Consider the following 15,973-nt stretch of genomic DNA (forward strand, 5'->3'; position numbering starts at 1 on the left):
TGTCGTCGGCCGAGTGGGGACTCCGTGCAGGATGTGACGTGCGCATCGGGCTTTCCGGCAAGTTCGGCCGGGCGTCTGCGGTTTACTTGACTGTCGTTATGGCCGATTCACCTTCCCGCCCGTTCGCGCACGTGGACGCTCCCAACGCGGAGCTCTACCGGCGCGTCATGAACGTCTTCACCGCGAGCAAGCGCCGCTTCGTCGTACACCTTCGTCCCGAGGACGTGATCGGGGCGCTGCGCGGCGACGGCGGGCCCGCGGTCACCCAGGAGCAGGCCGAGGACGCGCTCAAGAGCCTGGAGGGCTGGGGGAATCTGCGGGCGGACCCGGACACCAGCCGGGTCACCACGGTCGAGGACTTCTACCGGGCACGATTCCTCTACCAGCTGAGCCGCGAAGGGGAGGCCGCCGAGCGGGCGCTCGCGGTGTACGAGCAGGAGATCGGCAGGCGCGGTGAGCTGCAGGCGGTGGCGCTGGAGGACATCCGGGTGCGGCTGCGGAACCTGGCCGACCAGCCCGCGCATCCCGATCCCGCGGTCGTCCACAACCTGCTGCTGGAGCTGATCGGCAGACTGGACAGCCTGGCCGCGAACGCGAGCGCCTTCATGGGCTCGCTGCAGCGCACCATCGACCTGCACGAGATCGACGAGGAGGCGTTCCTCGCCTACAAGGACCGGCTGATCGCCTATCTGGAGCGGTTCGTCTCCGAGCTCGTCGTGAAGCACTTCGAGATCGCGAAGACGCTGCGCGCGTTCCCGGAGGGCCGGGTGACCGCGCTGCTGATGCTGGCGGCGGAGCGGGAGGCTGCGGACGCCGCGCCCGGCGAGGAGGTGCCGCCGACCGGACAGCGGCTGACCGAGTGGCGGGATCGCTGGTCCGGCCTCGGTTCCTGGTTCCTCGGCGACCGCGTCCACCCTTCGCAGGCGCACCTGTTGCGGACTCGGGCCCGCAAGGCGATCCCGGATCTGCTGGCCACCGTCAGCGTGCTGCAGGAGAGGAGGGCCGGCCGCAGCGACCGGTCCGCCGACTTCCGCGCCCTCGCCCGCTGGTTCGCCCAGGCCGAGACGGACGAGGACGCGCACCGGCTGTGGCGGGCCGCGTTCGGGCTGACCACGTCCCGGCATCTGACCCTGGACCCCGACGCGGCCCCACCCGACGCGCCCGCCGCTACGAGCTGGCTGGACGCACCGCGAGTGGAGATCGCCGCGCGGCTCCGGACCAGCGGCCACTACCAACGGCGCGGCGGCGCCAGCAAGATCGTCGACCGGTCGAAACAGCGGGAGCGGCTGGCCGTGCAGGTCGCCGCCGAGCGGGAGCAGACCGAGGCCGCCAAGGCCAGGCTCGCGACCGGTGCGCCCACCCGGCTCAGCGAACTCGGTGCACTGGACCGGCAGGAGTTCGGGCTGTTCCTGCGGCTGCTCGGTGACGCGCTCGCCGCCGGCCCGCCAGGGCCGGACGGCACGATCACGACCAGGACGGGTGACGGAGCGCTGGAGATCAGCCTCACCCCACTGGGCGGGTTCGCGCAGATCGTCACCGACGACGGGGTGCTGCACGGGCCCGATCACGAGATCGTCATCGTGGATCTGAACGCAGCAGTGGCAAGAAGATGAGCGACGCGCTGAACGATGTCCTGGACACCCAGCGGGACGAGGAACGCCGCAAGGCCGTACGAGCGCTGCTGCGCAGCCCGCTGCTGACCCCGCGAGGCAGGCAGGCCGCCGAGTACGCCCTGGTCCGCCGGCATGCCGGCGTTCTGGCGGAGTGGTTCGCCAGAGAGACCGGCTGGTCCCTGCACACGGACTCGGGCGTCGCCCGCCTGCGTAAGACGCCGGGCCGGCTGGATGACGGCAGCCGGGCCGCCACCGCCAGGTCCAAGGGCCCGTTCAGCCGCCGCCGCTATGTGCTGGCCTGCTTGGCGCTGGCGGCACTGGAGCGATCGGAGAGCCAGGTCACGCTGGGCTGGCTGGTGGACCGGGTGATGGCCTTCGCGCAGGACGAGGAGCTGACCGGCGCGGGCATCGTCTTCGCGCTGGACAAGCGGGACGAGCGCGCGGACCTGGTCGCCGTCGCCCAGCTCCTCCTCGAGATCGGCGTGCTGGTCAAGGTCGCGGGCGACGAGCAGTCGTTCGTCAACCGCAGCGGCGACGCCCTGTATGACGTGGACCGCCGGGTGCTGAGCGTGTTGCTCGCGACCCGCCGGGGCCCGTCGATGGTCGCCGCCGCGCAGGACGGTCCGCAGGACAGGCCACAGGAAATACTGCGGGACAGGCTGCGGGCGATCACCGAAGAGCTGACGCCGGACACGGGCGACGGCCGCAACCGCCAGATCCGGCACACCATCAGCCGGCGACTGCTGGACGACCCGGTCCTCTACTACGCCGATCTCACCACGGACGAGCGGACATACCTCGAGCGGCAGCGCGGCCCGCTGCTCAAACGGCTCACCGAGGCCACCGGGTTCGTCGCCGAGGTACGGGCGGAAGGGATCGCGCTGCTCGATCCGACCCGTGAGGCCACCGACCTCGGCATGCCCGACGAGGGCACCGACGGTCACGCCACCCTGCTCCTCGCCGAGTTCCTGTCGGACCGGCTCCGCGCGGGACTCGACACCGTCGGCGTCGAGGCCGCCGAACAGCACATGAAGAAGCTGATCGGCGCGCACAAAGCGCACTGGCGCAAGAGCGCCAAAGACCCGGGCGCGGAGCGGGAACTCACCGCACTGGCCCTGCGCAGGCTGGCAGCCCTCGGGCTCATCGCCCTGTCCGGACAGACCGTACGGCCGTTGCCCGCGCTCGCCCGATTCGGCTACGCACCAGCGAAGATCACGGGGAAGAACCGCGTATGACCCTGCCGACCGCCGCGACGACCCGGTGGCAGCCGCTGCGCACCGGCCTTGTCGACCTCTTCTACTACGACTACCAGGAGTTCTGGTTCCGGGACGGCCGGGTGCTGTTCCGCGGCAACAACGGCACCGGCAAGTCCAAGGTGCTGGCGCTGACGCTGCCGTTCCTGCTGGACGGCGACCTGACGCCGAGCCGGGTGGAGCCGGACGGCGACCGCGCCAAGAAGATGGAATGGAACCTGCTGCTCGGCGGGAAGTACGAGGAACGGCTCGGTTACAGCTGGCTGGAGTTCGGCCGGATCACCGAGGACGGCGAACGCGCCTATGTGACGATCGGCGTCGGCCTGAAGGCGGTCGCCGGGCGGGGCATCGCCGACCGTTGGTTCTTCCTGACCAGCCAGCGGGTCGGCGAGGACCTCTTCCTGATCGGTCCGAACGGCACGGCCCTGACGCGGGACCGGCTGACCGAGGCGATCGGACAGTACGGCCAGGTCACCCAGCGCGCCGAGGCGTACCGCCGGATGCTGGACGAGCACCTGTTCCACCTGGGCCCGGAACGCTACGACTCGCTGATCAACCTGCTCATCCAGCTGCGCCAGCCGCAACTGTCCAAGCGCCCGGACGAGAACCGGCTGTCCCAGGCTCTGTCGGACGCGCTGGCGCCCGTGGACCAGGCGGTGCTGGCGGACATCGCGACCGCCTTCCACGACCTGCAGCAACAGCGCGAGGAGCTTGACGGGCTACGGGACACGCGGGCGCACGTGGCCCGGTTCCTTGACCGCTACCGCCGGTACGCCTCCGTCGCGGCCCGCCGCCAGACCCGTGAGTTGCGCAGCACCCACGCCGCGTACGAGGGTGTGCAGCGGAACCTGGCCGACGTACGGCAGGTCATCGGCGACGCCGAGGCCGAGGAACGCGCGGCGCGCGCGGAGCTGGAGGACAGCCGGACCGAGCAGGCCGAGCAGACCGCGATCCGGGACGAGCTGAGCTCCGACCCCCGGCTGAAGAACTTCGCCGACGCGCAGCGCTATGCCGAGGCCGCACAGGACGCCGCAGGCAAAGCCCGCCAGGCGGCGCGGCGCGCCACGGCCAAGCGAGAGGAACGCCTCGCCCGGCGCGGCGAGGCCGCGCGAGCCGCCGAACGCAGCCGCGAAGCCGTCGCTCTCGGGCCCGCGCGGGCGTACGCGGACCAGGCCGGTCTCACGGACGGGCACACCGCGCTGCTGGAACCGCTGCGGTTGCCGGACGGGCCCCCGCCGGGCGAACAACTGCATGATCACGGGAGTGAGGGAGGGCTCCGGCCCGGCACACCCGGTCGTGATCATGCAGTTGTTCGCTCTCAAGATCACGGCGGGGGGAACGGCTCGCCGGCTGACGGCTCGCTGCCGTACGGCCCGCTGCCGGACCGCTCCCTCCGCAGTGCCGAACGCGCCGCCAAGGACCTCGCCGGCGCGCGGCTCGAGGCGGTGGCGCATCTCACCCGGCTCGCCGAACGCGCCGCCAAGGAGCAGGCCGAGCTGCTGCAGGCACGCCGGGTCCTCACCGAACGGGAAGCCGACCGGGACACCGTACGAGATCTCCTGGGCGAAGCGCACGACGCGGTCGCCGCCGCGGGCGAGCACCACGCCGGCGAGTGGCGAGCGTTCCGGCGCACGCTGACCGTGCTGGACCTGCCCGATCCGGACGAGACCGGCCTTGCGGCGTGGGTGGAGACCCTCGACGGCCCCGACCCGATGCGGGAGGCGCTGCGTGCCGCGGCGGCGGACGCGCAGCAGTCGCTGGCAGCGGCCCGCGCACAGGCACGGCACGCGCTCGACCAGGCTCGCGAGGAACTACGCGAGCGCACCGAGGAACGGGATCTGCTGGCGTCCGGCGTGGCCGAACGGCCCCGCGCACCGCACACGCGCGGCGAGGGGACCCGTCAGGGGCCCGGCGCCGCGCTGTGGCAGGTTGTGGACTTCGCACCCGGCCTGGGGGCCGCCGAGCGGGCGGGGCTGGAGGCCGCGCTGGAAGCGTCCGGTCTGCTCGACGCCTGGCTCACCCCGGATGGGCGGCTGGTCGACGGGCATGACACCGTCGCCGTGGCGGGCACTCCGGTCGCCCGGAACCTGGCCGGGGCGCTGGTCCCCATAGTGGACCAGGAGGATCCACAGGCCGCAGCGCTCACCGCACAGACCGTACGGCTGATCCTGGAGAGCGTCGGGCTCGGCGAGCAGGACGGCGCGGTGTGGGTGGACACCGACGGGCGATGGCGGCTGGGGCCGCTGAACGGCGCCTGGGCCAAGGACGCGGCGGCGTACGTCGGCCACACCGCCCGGGAGGAGGCGCGCCGGCGACGGCTCGCCGAGCTGGCCGCACAGATCGAGGCGGCCGCAGCCGCGGTCGAGCGGGCCGAGGAGGCGGTCGGGCGGATCGAGCAGCGGCAGGCGACGCTCGCCGGGGAGCTGCGCCGAGAGCCGGACGATCAGCCGCTGCGTGACGCGCACAGCGCGGTCGGCAGCGCCCGCCGCGAGCTGGAGCGGCTGCAGGCCAGAGTGGACGACCAGGCGAACCGGGTCGAGTGGGCGCAACGTGACGTCGACCAGGCGGTACGGGAACGGGACGACGCCGCGGCCGATCTGCGGCTGCCCGCCGACCTGGCCGGTCTGGCAGACGTCCGCGAGGCGATCGGCGGATACCGGCACGCCGTGAACGAGCTGCTGTCGGCCGCCCGCGCCCACGCCGACCGGCTCAGGGACCTCGCGACGTGGGAGGCCGAGCTCGCGGCGGCCCTCAGCGAAGAGGCGGAGGCCGACGCGGACGCGCGGGACGCCGAAGTGCGCGCCGCCGAAGAGCGGAGCCGGCTGGAAACGTTGCAGGACGCGATCGGCGCGTCCGTCGAAGAGCTCCAAGACCGGCTCGCCGCCGCCAGGACACGGCTCACCGAGCTGGCCAGGGAGATCGAGCGGCTCGACGCGGCGCACCGGGGCGCCGAGCGGAAACGCGCCAAGGCCGAAGGGCTCGAGGAGGGGTTGCGCACTCAGCTGGCCGAAGCTCAGGGACGCCGGGACGCCGCCATCGAGGACCTGCGGAGATTCACGGCCACGGGCCTGATGGAGGTCGCCTGCCAGGTCGAGATCCCAGAGGCCCCATGGGCGGCGGCGCCCGCGGTGCAGCTGGCCCGCCGCGCCGAGGAGCAGTTGAAGGACGTCGACGACGGGGACGAGTCGTGGCGGCGGATCCAGGACGAGATCACCCGGCGGTTCGCGGAGCTGTCCGAGGCGCTGACCCGGCACGGCCACCACGCCATGGCCGGGCTGGACGACTGGTTCGTGGTGGCCATCCAGTTCCAGGGCAGGGAACGGCCGCCGGCCGAGCTGACCGGCCTGCTCGACGCTGAGATCGGCTACCGCGAGCGCATGCTCACCGCCAAGGAGCGCGACCTGCTCGAGGAGCATCTGGTCAACGACGTGGCCAGCCACCTGCAGGAGCTGATCAGCGAGGCGGAGGCACAGGTCGGCCATATGAACGCCGAGCTGGAGGATCGGCCGACCTCCACCGGGATGCGGCTGCGGATGCGCTGGGAACCACACCCCGACGGGCCCGCCGGACTCGCCGAGGCCCGGCGGCGGTTGCTGCGGCAGAACTCCGACCTGTGGTCGCCGGACGACCGGGCCGCCGTCGGCGACTTCCTGCAACGCCAGATCGAGGCCGTACGGCTGGACGACGAGCACGGCACCTGGCAGGAGCATCTGCGCAAGGCCCTGGACTATCGCGGCTGGCACCGGTTCGTCATCGAGCGCTTCCAGGACGGCCGGTGGCGCTCCGCCGTCGGACCCGCCTCAGGCGGTGAGCGGGTGCTGACCGTGTCACTGCCGCTGTTCGCCGCGGCCTCATCGCACTACCGGTCGGCACACCCGCACGCACCCCGCCTCGTCACCCTCGACGAGGCGTTCGCCGGCGTGGACGACGACTCCCGGGCCAAGTGTCTCGGTCTGCTCGCCACCTTCGACCTGGACGTCGTGATGACCTCCGAGCGCGAGTGGGGCTTCTACGCGACCGTGCCCGGCATCGCCGCCCACCAGCTCGTACGGCGGGACGGCATCGACGCGGTCCATGTCACCACCTGGGAGTGGGACGGCCGGACGTCCGAACAGGTGGACCGCGAGTTCATCGCCCGTGAGCCGGCGCCCGCCGTCGCCCCGGCACCTTCTCCGCCGGCGGAGGAGGATCCGCTGTTCTGATGCGATTCCCCGCCGACCCGTCACAGGACGCCGTCGACCTGCCACGGCTCCGGCGCACGCTCGGGGCGCCGGCTCTGTCCGGGCTGGTGGACCGGCTCGTACAGCGAATCCGGCTCGGCCGCCCGCTGTCCGGATCGCTGACGCTGTCCGGCATCAGCGATGCCGAACGCAGGGCGCTGCGTGGTCTGCTCGGCTCCCGGTACGGCGGGGCATCCGTCACGATCAACCTGGACGCGCTCGCCGAGACCCTGCGGGCGGCGGGGATCGCCCCGGATCTGGAATCCGCGCTCCAGTCGCTGGCCGGGCCGATCGTGTCCCGCGCGGACCTTCAGGCGGCCGAGGCGGAGGCCCGGTCCCTGGCACTGGCCGTACTGGACGGCTGCGTCCACGCCGGCGAACCGTGGTTCGCCGATTGGGTCGTCCAGCTGAGCGCCGGACCGCTCACCCGGCTGCTGCGCTCCGACGCGGCCGAGCTGATCGCCCAGGCCGTGGCGGTCCTGGACCGCCTGCCCGGAGTGAGTCTTCCGCTCTCCGTTCTGGCGGAACGGGCCACCGGAGACACCAAATCGCTGGCCTCGGAAGAACCACTGTCTCGGCTGGTGCTGCGCGCTCTCGCTCTCCGAGCCGGCACAGCACCCCCTGTCGGCTCGGAGGCCCGACGCGCACTGTGGGCCTCCGCCGGTGTGATCGTCGACGACCTGGCGTCGCAGGTACTGCTGCTCAACGTGCGCGCCCATCCGGGCGCGACCGTGCCTGATTGGCTGAACGACGCCGCCGATCTGGGCATCCCGTTCCGGCTGACCCTGCAGCAACTGCGGCTGCAGCCCGTCGTCCCGGTCGTCCCGGAGATCTTCGTGTGCGAGAACCCGGCAGTGCTGCGCGCCGCGACCGCCGAACTCGGCCGGGGGTGCGCGCCCCTCGTGTGCACCGAAGGAGTCCCCTCGGCGGCCTGCCATGCCCTGCTGGAGGCCGCGGCCACCGCAGGTGCGCGGCTGCGTTGGCGCGCCGACTTCGACTGGGCCGGACTGCGTATCACCGGCGCGGCGCTGACGCGGCACGGGGCCGTACCCTGGCGGATGGGCAGCGAAGACTACGCCGCGGCTCTCGAAGCGGGCGCGTCAGAGCCGTTGCGCGGTACACCGGCCGACAGCTCGTGGGACCCGGCACTCGCACCGCTACTCGCCGAGACGGGCCAGGCCGTAATGGAAGAACGTCTCATCCCGCACTTGCTCGCCGATCTCCGCTGACCACGGGGCCCCATCGAAATTCCATCGCCGCCGCTTCATGATCGGTGCTAGCGTTCGGGTGTTCCAGGCGAAAGGGGGCGACAGTGGCGAAGCTCAACCAGATCATCGCCGTGGAAAAGGGCGTGAAGAGCAAGTCCTTTCACGACATGACCGAGGCTCATCGTTCGGTGCAAAAGCAGGCACTGTTGTCGGGTATCTCGCGGACCTATCAGCCGAAGGACGAAGAGGGCGAGCAGCTCCCACCGGAGTCCACCCGGGTGCAGGTCAAGGCCGAGGAAGTTCTCCGAGAGACAGCCAAGACCCTGACGCGTCTGTTCGATGTGACTGCCACGAAGGATTGGGCGAACTGCTTGGCGAAGGCCGATGTCATCGTGGATGGGCAGACGCTTGTGCGCGACGTTCCGATCCCGTACCTGCTTTTCCTGGAGAAGCAGCTGGTCGATCTGCATACGTTCGTGAAGAAGCTGCCTGTCCTGGACAGCGCCGAGTCCTGGAACCTGGACGCCTCTTCCGACTGCTGGAAGACCGAGGCGGTCCGGACCATCAGGACGAAGAAGGTCCCGCGCAACCACGTGAAGGCCGAAGCGACCGACAAGCATCCCGCGCAGGTGGAGGTCTATTACGAGGACATCCCCGTCGGTTACTGGACGACGGTGAAGTTCTCCGGTGCACTGCCGGCAAAGCAGGTGAACGAACTCCTTGGGCGGGTCGAGAAACTCCAGCACGCAGTGAAGTTCGCGCGCGAGGAGGCCAACGGCACCGACGTCACCGACGAGCGGGTTGGTGACGCGATATTCGGCTATCTGCTCGGATAGCCCACGGACCCCCCGTGGGAGCGCGGGGGTGCGCCTAGCGCACAGCGTGACGCGCGGGCGCAAAGCTGATGCTGAAGCCGAAGCTGAACAGGTGGTGACAGTGAGGGTTCGAGTCCCTCTCCCAGCACAGCGCGCTGGGATAGCCCAACAGGTAGAGGCAGCCACCTTCAATCTCAGATTCTCGCTCCAGATTCAGCATTCGACACCGAACACCGGATCGAACGAGTACGGACGGCGCTCGTCGAGGTTGCCGGTTCGACCCCGGCTCGCCCAACCACCGATGGGCGATAGCTCAATAGGTAGAGCACGACGACCTGAAAATGATCCGCACTCTTAAACGTGCCGGTGTGCGCAAGTGGGTGTCACAGCGGGGGCCGGGAGATGGTCAAACTCCCGGCCTCCACCAACTCCGGGCCCGATCGCTCGCGCCATCGAGGCCCGACGCGGCCACCTTGTCCCACACTTACCGGCTGGGGTAACACAGGGTTCGCCGTGCTTGAGGCTGCGTCACGGGTCCGTGGCCCGCCGGGCGCGGAGAGCCCGGAGCTTGTGGCGGTTGCCGCACCGCTCCATCGCGCACCAGCGCCGGGCGCCGGGGCGGGACGAGTCGACGAACACCAGCGGGCAGTTGTCGCCGGCGCATTCGCGGATGCGCCCGGAGAGTGGCCCGGACAGCAGCTCGATCATCTCCCGCGCCAGGGTCGACAGCGCCTGCGTTGCCCGCACCGGCGTCGCCCACCCCGCGGTCGTGTCGGCGGCGGCCAGTTCGGGGATCAGCGGTGCCGCGGCCGCGGCCCGGTTGATGGTGGTTACCGCCCCGGCGGGGAGCGGGCGATGCGCCGCCCGGGCGTGCGCCGCGTCCCAGATCGCCTGGCGGAGGGCCTTGGCCGCCGCCAGCTCGCGAGAGGTCACGGGGACCGTCATGACCGCGGCCAGCGGCGGCTGGGCCAGCCATTCGCCCAGGTCGGCGGGCTCGTGGAGGGTCTCGAACACCGCGTACCGGCCCTCGCCGCCCGTGTGGGCGAAGTCCAGGCAGACGGCGCCGGCGTCGAACCGGAACGACCCTCCCTTGGGATCGTGCAGTACCCGTCCGGTTGCGCTCGCTCGCATGAAACCACTATAAGTGGTGCCGCGCACGAACCACTATAACTGGTGTCATCATCAGAGGAGGACGACACATGAGCACGCGGCACATCAACCCCGAGGGGCTCCACCGCAGCCCGGCCTTCAGCCAGGCCGTCGTGGTCGAACAGCCGGCGAAGACCATCTACATCGGCGGGCAGAACGGCGTCGACGCCGACGGCAAGGTCGTCGGCCCCACGGTCGGGGAACAGGCCAGGCAGGCGTTCCGCAACCTCGCGACCATCTTGGAGAGCGAGGGCGCGAGCCTGGCCAACATCGTGCACTGGTCCATCGCCGTGGTGGACGGCCACACGTTCGACGAGGGTGTGGCCGCCTTCCAGCAGGTGTGGAACCCGGCCGACCCACCGCCGGCCATCACGGTCCACGTCGTCGCCGGCCTAGGCCCCGGATTCCTCGTCGAGATCGACGCCATCGCCGTCGTGTGACACCCCGGGGGGCTACTCCCGGGGGGACCGTCCACCCGTCGTCGGATTGGCTCGGTGCGCCCGCGCGCCATGTCCTCCGTTGAGCTATCGGGCCTTATGGCTGGGCGGAGGCGGGGTCCAGCGCGCTGTCGGTGCAGGTACTCCAAAGTCGGCTCTGAGCTCTTGGGGGATGGCGTAGTGCATGACACGTCCCCGGGTCAGCGACGACAGTTCCAGCATCGTGACCAGGTGGCCGAGCCGATCGGACAGTTGCGCGGCCCACGGGCCGCGGTCTTCGAACCGTTCGAGTGCGCCTAGGAGCGCCGGCCCGATCTTGATGACCGAGTCCCAGCGGGACCGGGGCACCTCAAGCCAGTCGGCAGGGGTGTCGCCGATCAGGTAGCGGATGAGTGCGGGTACGACGGGGTCCAGGAGTGTTCCGGGTACGACCTGTTCGTACATCTCGATCAGCTGCCGGGTCAGGTGCGCCCCTTCGGGAGAGGGGCCCATGTGGCGGGTCATGTACTGGTCGGAGAAGTGACGGGCCGCCTGCAGGTCCGCGGGGATGGTCTCGGGGTCACAGCCGAGGATGACGCCGACGACGCGCCAGGCGTAGTAGTAGGCCTCGGCACCTTGCGGGGTGATGTGGACACCCATCCGGTGGAGAGCGTCCAGGACCTGGAGGCTGAACATCATCAGCCCGCCGAGCATGTCCTCCTGGCAGATCGGGACGGGCTCCGGCCACCGGCCTTCCTGCCGCAGGTGACGGCGGATGGAGGCGTGCAGCAGCCGGACCTTCTGCGCCGCCGGCAGGAACCGGCCGCCGGCCTCGAAGGCCCCCGGCTGCATGAGGTAGACGGTGAACTGCCCGGTCTCGGCCATCCGCCGGGCCGGGTAGTCGAGCGAATGCGTGGCCGACAGCAGTCTGGACACGTGCGGGATGACGTAGCACGCCGGCATCGCCGCGAACGACAGGGCGGTAGAGATGTGCACGTTGTTGTCGATGAAGAACTGCCGGGCCTGCTCCATCACCCCCCAATCGACCCAGTCCGGCGGCGTCGTGGTCGCCTCCAGGTAGTCGCGGGCGGCGTCCGGTAGCCCCTCGGGCAGCGCCTGGCCAGAGGTGGTGAACCAACGCATGAGGGTGTTGAACCTGCCCACCTCGCCGCCGGTGAACAGGGCATCGACGGTCGCGTCGGCGAGCGGGTCGCCCTTGAGCCGCAGACCGTCCATGTACTCATCGGTGTAGTCATCCATCCGCGGTCACCTCACAGATCAGTCGAGTCAGAGCATCGGCGGCACTCGATTCCAGCCGGGACTTTTCAATCGCCGCCTGCGCGCTCCGCGCGCGTTCGGTGATCATCTGGTGGACTCCCGCACGCGCACCCGACCGCTGCATGATCCCCCGGATCTCCGTGGCGTCGGCTGGGGTGAACGGCCCGTCGAGCAGGTCACGTAGTCGCCGCCGGTCGGGCTCGGACGCCCCGGTCAAGGTCAGGGCCAGCAGAGCGGTCGGCTTGCGGCCCGCCAGGTCGTCCAGCTGCGATTTCCCGGTTCGTACCGGGTCCCCGAACACTCCCCACAAGTCGTCTCGTAACTGAAACGCCTCCCCGAGCGGACGCGCGTAGGCCGCCAGCGCGTCCAGAGTCGCGGGGGACGCGCCCCCGAGCACCGCACCGATCTGCAGGGGCCGTTCGACGGTGTAGGAGCCGGTCTTGAACCGCACGATCGTCAGGGATCGGGCCATGTCAGAGGCGGCTCCTGTGCGCAGGATCTCCAGGCATTCACCTGCCACCAGCTCACGGCCCATCGCCGTCCACAGCGGCACCGCCCTGGCCAGGAAAGCCCTTGGGAGGCCGGAAGTGTGGAACAACTGGCCGGCCCATGCCATCAGCAGGTCACCGATCATGATGGCCAGGGCGTCGCCGAGCTTCTCGTGTGCCGTGGGCCGGCCACGTCGCATCGGGCTGCAGTCGATGATGTCGTCATGGACGATGGCCGCGGCGTGCACCAACTCCAATGCCGCCGCGGCGCGGATCATGGCGTCGGTGTCGGGCTGCCCCGCCGCCCGCCAGCCCCAATAACAGAACACCGGCCGTATTCGCTTGCCCCCCGTGACCGAGATCCGCATCTGGTCGGCGACGGGCTCGAGCTCAGCGTCCAGCGCCAGCAACTCGGCGATCTCGGTCTCGACGAACGCCTCCAACGCCCGGTCAACACGGACCCGAAGGTCAACCATCGAGTTTCCGCATGGCGACCTGCCGGGCCAGCACCTCCATGTGCGCCTCCGGTGCCGTACCGGTGCGCCGCAGCGCGAGCTCGCCTCGTGCCCGCAGCTCCTGACGGACCTCCACCAGACCAGGCAGACGCCGGAACAGGCCCCGCATTCCCTCTGCCATCAGATCGGCCACCCCGGCCGCCAGATAGAGCACTTCGTCGCCCGGTGTGTTCTCACCCTGCGCCATGGTCACCTTCTGTTCTTTTGACGGCACAGATAGTGATATCAGGATGATCTTTGCATGTCACCGATGTCGGCCATCAGAGCTACCTCGCTGCTACGTAATGGAACAATCGCCAACTGGGGCCTTATGCGGGGCGACGCAAGACGACGCCTCACTGCAGTTGCGCCGTACGGTCGCGACCGACGAGGTACGCCGTCTCGCGGACGACGCGCCCCCGGCCCGTCGCGCACCGGCCTGTACCACCAAGAGTTAGGACAGAATCTCGACCATGCGGTTCGGGATTCTCGGAGCGGTCGAAGTCTGGGACGAGGCAGGCGCGCCGATCACGGTCGGAGGGCACCGCGTGCGGGTACTGCTGGCCCTCCTGCTCCTGAACGCGGGAAAGGTGGTGCCCGCCGAGTTCCTCATCGACACGCTGTACGGCGACAAGCCGCCCGCCGGAGCCGCCAACGCGCTCCAGTCACAGGTGTCGCGGCTGCGGCGCGGGCTGCGTGGCCTCGCCGAGGTCAAGCTGCTGCCCGCCGGGTACCGGCTGGTCGTCCCGCCGGATCAGGTGGACGCACACCGGTTCCTGCGGCTCGTGGCGGCGGCGGCCGCTGAGGCACCCGCCGGGAAGGCCGCGCTGCTGGACGAGGCACTCGGGCTGTGGCGGGGGCCGGCACTCGCCGACGTGCCCGAGGTGCGGGCGCAGGCCGTACGGCTGGAGGAGGCGCGCGTCACCGCCGTGGAGGACCGCGCCGAGGCCGGGCTCGCCCTGGGCGGCCACCGGGACCTGGTCGCGCCGCTGCGGGAACTCGTCGACGCGCACTCCCTGCGGGAACGGCCGCGCGCGCTGCTGATGCGCGCGCTGTACGGCACGGGACGGCAGAGCGAGGCGCTCGAGGTGTTCGAGCAGACCCGCCGGATGCTCGCGGAAGAGGTGGGCACGGACCCGTCGGCCAAGCTCGCCGCCGTTCACCTCTCCATCCTGCGGGCGGAAGGCGAATCGACCGTCCCGGCGTCCGAGCGCCGTCATCTCGACATGAGCGACACGAAAGCCCAGATACCGAGCGGCATTCAGTGTCGGCGGAACCACCACCGAGCGGCTCATGGGTGGTGGTTTCGCCGACACTGAACACCCTTCGGTGATGCGGGACGGCAAGCACGAGACCCTTGCCGACGTGGTCAGGACTCGTCGAAGGTCCAGGAGAACACCGCCTGGCCGTCCTCTTCTTCCTTGGCGAAACGTTGGTAAGTGCGGCGGGCCGCCGTGTTGCCCTCGTCGGTGATGACCCACATGCCGTAGCAGCCACGTTCCCGCGCCAGGTCGGCAAGTGCCGCCACCAGGGCCGCAGCGATGCCCCGCCTGCGGTACGGCTCGTCCACGCCGAGCTCGTAGACGAACATCTCGGTGCCCTTGTCGGGATGCGTCATCTCGACTCCGGTGATCATCCCGGCCGGCACTCCGTCCTCGTACGCGAGAAGGAGATGGTGCCCAGCGTCAGCGAGGAACCGTCTGGTGGGCTCTTCGAGGGGCGGCTCGTCGAAAAGGTGGCCGGCGGCCTCGACCGCCTCGAACCGGGTGATGCGGCGGCTGTCCACGCCGCGAGTCTGACATCGGTCGGTCGAAGGGCACGCTTCCTTTTCTCTGAAGGCGGATCGCATCTCGCGGAAGGCCGATCGCAGCGACACTGCTGTCCGTGACGATCAACGAGAACGACGGCCCGCGAGACCACCGCATCGCGACGAGGCTCCCGCCCGGTCCTCGCCATCGGCACCTGGGGCCTGGAGACCGTTGATCTGCTCACCGACCCCGACCCGGCCGTCCGCGTCTGCGCGGCGCTGGCCCCCGCCTGCGCCGACGATCGGCGCGCCACACAGGTGCTCCTCGAAGCGCTGACCGATCCCGAGGAGGTCAACGGCTGGTTCCCCGAACGGTTGCCCAACGGTCAATTGCTCCGCGTTCTCACCCTGGTGAGGACCGTCGCCGAACGCGCCGAGACGTTCGAGGAGGTGCTGCCGACCCTGCTGGCGTTGCTGCCCTACCTCACGCCCGCGGCGCGGAACGGCTTCGCTTTCTCCGACGGATTCGGCATGTTCGCCGCCTTGCGGGCGAGGGCCTTCCTCCACGGCGTCACACCCGGAATGACACTGACCGCGGCTCAGCGGAGCTTCCTTCTCGCCGTCGTCGACCGCCTCGGCGACGCCGACACGGCGCTCAACTGGTGGTACCAGGATCCCTGGGACGCCACAGAGGACCGTGCCGTGCTCAGGCGGCTGCTGAGCACCTGAAGCTCGCCCGACGGCGGGAGTTATAGGTGATCGAGAAGTCCGAGCGCCGCAGATCGTGCAGTTGTTCGCGCGAACAACTGCATGATCACGGCGGGGGTGCTGCGATGAACACGAACTCGCGACCTGGGCGGTCGGGGGCTTCGCGCACGTCCAGCACGCGATAGCCGTCCGCGACCAGGTTCGTCTCCACCTCGTCGCGGTTGCGGAACCGAAGGGTCGAGTCCGACGTGACGACCGCGCCGTCCGCCACGAACCTGTAGGTGTAGCGGAACGAGACGAACGGAAGGCTCACGTCGGTGAGTTCGAAACGCCGCTCCACTGGCCCGATCCCTGGGACATCGAGGGTGACCTGAGCGGTATCGGCCGCCCATTCCTCCCAAGCCCGAAACTCAGGACGCCTGGTCTCGAACACGAGGTGACCACCTCGGCGAAGTACGGCGTGGATGCCCCGGAGAGTCTGCGACCAGCCGTCATCGGTGAGGAAGACCTGCGCCACGCTCCTCACCGCCCGCTGCTCTCTCTCCGTCCCCGCGGTCGCCGTCATCACGACATGAGCGACACGA

Annotated in this window: 14 protein-coding genes; 8 read left to right on the top strand and 6 right to left on the bottom strand. The window is 70.3% G+C overall.

Features of this window, described 5'->3' with window-relative positions:
- Nucleotides 1–98: 98 nt before the first annotated feature.
- The 5 genes from HKK74_RS14625 to HKK74_RS14645 all read left to right on the top strand — a co-directional run bounded on the left by HKK74_RS14625 (nt 99) and on the right by HKK74_RS14645 (nt 9,130).
- A complete protein-coding gene (locus tag HKK74_RS14625) occupies nt 99–1,613 on the top strand; it encodes a TIGR02677 family protein (protein WP_187243739.1) in 1,515 nt (504 codons plus the stop codon).
- A complete protein-coding gene (locus tag HKK74_RS14630; protein WP_187243740.1) occupies nt 1,610–2,848 on the top strand; it encodes a TIGR02678 family protein in 1,239 nt (412 codons plus the stop codon). The genes HKK74_RS14625 and HKK74_RS14630 overlap by 4 nt, the downstream gene beginning before the upstream one ends.
- Nucleotides 2,845–7,068: a TIGR02680 family protein gene (locus HKK74_RS14635; RefSeq protein ID WP_187243741.1), complete on the top strand. Its 4,224-nt coding sequence runs from the start codon at nt 2,845–2,847 to the stop codon at nt 7,066–7,068. Before HKK74_RS14630 ends, HKK74_RS14635 begins: the two co-directional genes overlap by 4 nt.
- Nucleotides 7,068–8,315 (top strand): TIGR02679 family protein, encoded by a 1,248-nt coding sequence (locus tag HKK74_RS14640; protein WP_187243742.1) that lies wholly within the window; start codon nt 7,068–7,070, stop codon nt 8,313–8,315. The genes HKK74_RS14635 and HKK74_RS14640 overlap by 1 nt, the downstream gene beginning before the upstream one ends.
- A gap of 83 nt (nt 8,316–8,398) precedes the next feature.
- Nucleotides 8,399–9,130 (top strand): DUF7873 family protein, encoded by a 732-nt coding sequence (locus tag HKK74_RS14645; RefSeq protein ID WP_187243743.1) that lies wholly within the window; start codon nt 8,399–8,401, stop codon nt 9,128–9,130.
- Nucleotides 9,131–9,637: 507 nt separating this feature from the next.
- Here HKK74_RS14645 and HKK74_RS14650 read toward each other — a convergent pair.
- Nucleotides 9,638–10,240, bottom strand: coding sequence for a CGNR zinc finger domain-containing protein (locus HKK74_RS14650; protein ID WP_187243744.1), 603 nt, complete (start codon nt 10,238–10,240; stop codon nt 9,638–9,640).
- Between the two features lie 68 nt (nt 10,241–10,308).
- Here HKK74_RS14650 and HKK74_RS14655 point away from each other — a divergent pair, with 68 nt between their 5' ends.
- Nucleotides 10,309–10,698, top strand: coding sequence for a RidA family protein (locus HKK74_RS14655; RefSeq protein WP_187243745.1), 390 nt, complete (start codon nt 10,309–10,311; stop codon nt 10,696–10,698).
- 84 nt (nt 10,699–10,782) lie between these two features.
- Here the strand turns inward: HKK74_RS14655 and HKK74_RS14660 are convergent, their stop codons facing one another.
- From HKK74_RS14660 to HKK74_RS14670, 3 genes are read right to left on the bottom strand one after another with little or no spacing between them, the layout of a single operon-like run.
- The gene (locus HKK74_RS14660) at nt 10,783–11,934 is read right to left on the bottom strand and encodes an oxygenase MpaB family protein (RefSeq protein WP_187243746.1); all 1,152 of its coding nucleotides are present in this window, start codon (nt 11,932–11,934) and stop codon (nt 10,783–10,785) included.
- Nucleotides 11,927–12,916 (bottom strand): polyprenyl synthetase family protein, encoded by a 990-nt coding sequence (locus tag HKK74_RS14665; protein ID WP_187243747.1) that lies wholly within the window; start codon nt 12,914–12,916, stop codon nt 11,927–11,929. The genes HKK74_RS14660 and HKK74_RS14665 overlap by 8 nt, the downstream gene beginning before the upstream one ends.
- The gene (locus HKK74_RS14670; RefSeq protein WP_187243748.1) at nt 12,909–13,142 is read right to left on the bottom strand and encodes a hypothetical protein; all 234 of its coding nucleotides are present in this window, start codon (nt 13,140–13,142) and stop codon (nt 12,909–12,911) included. Before HKK74_RS14670 ends, HKK74_RS14665 begins: the two co-directional genes overlap by 8 nt.
- A gap of 265 nt (nt 13,143–13,407) precedes the next feature.
- On the opposite strand from HKK74_RS14670, the gene HKK74_RS14675 reads away from it, so the two are divergent.
- Nucleotides 13,408–14,253, top strand: a complete 846-nt coding sequence (locus tag HKK74_RS14675) for an AfsR/SARP family transcriptional regulator (protein WP_187243749.1) — start codon at nt 13,408–13,410, stop codon at nt 14,251–14,253.
- Nucleotides 14,254–14,303: 50 nt separating this feature from the next.
- On the opposite strand, the gene HKK74_RS14680 is transcribed toward HKK74_RS14675, so the two are convergent.
- Entirely contained in the window at nt 14,304–14,720 is a 417-nt protein-coding gene (locus HKK74_RS14680; RefSeq protein ID WP_222722268.1) for a GNAT family N-acetyltransferase, read from the bottom strand.
- A gap of 279 nt (nt 14,721–14,999) precedes the next feature.
- Between HKK74_RS14680 and HKK74_RS14685 the strand changes: the two genes are divergently transcribed.
- Complete coding sequence (locus HKK74_RS14685; protein ID WP_187243750.1) at nt 15,000–15,410, top strand: hypothetical protein; 411 nt, start codon at nt 15,000–15,002, stop codon at nt 15,408–15,410.
- A gap of 85 nt (nt 15,411–15,495) precedes the next feature.
- On the opposite strand, the gene HKK74_RS14690 is transcribed toward HKK74_RS14685, so the two are convergent.
- Entirely contained in the window at nt 15,496–15,954 is a 459-nt protein-coding gene (locus HKK74_RS14690) for a hypothetical protein (RefSeq protein WP_222722269.1), read from the bottom strand.
- Nucleotides 15,955–15,973: the final 19 nt, after the last annotated feature.

It is taken from the genome of Actinomadura alba, from assembly GCF_014323705.1.
Taxonomy (GTDB): domain Bacteria; phylum Actinomycetota; class Actinomycetes; order Streptosporangiales; family Streptosporangiaceae; genus Actinomadura_C; species Actinomadura_C alba.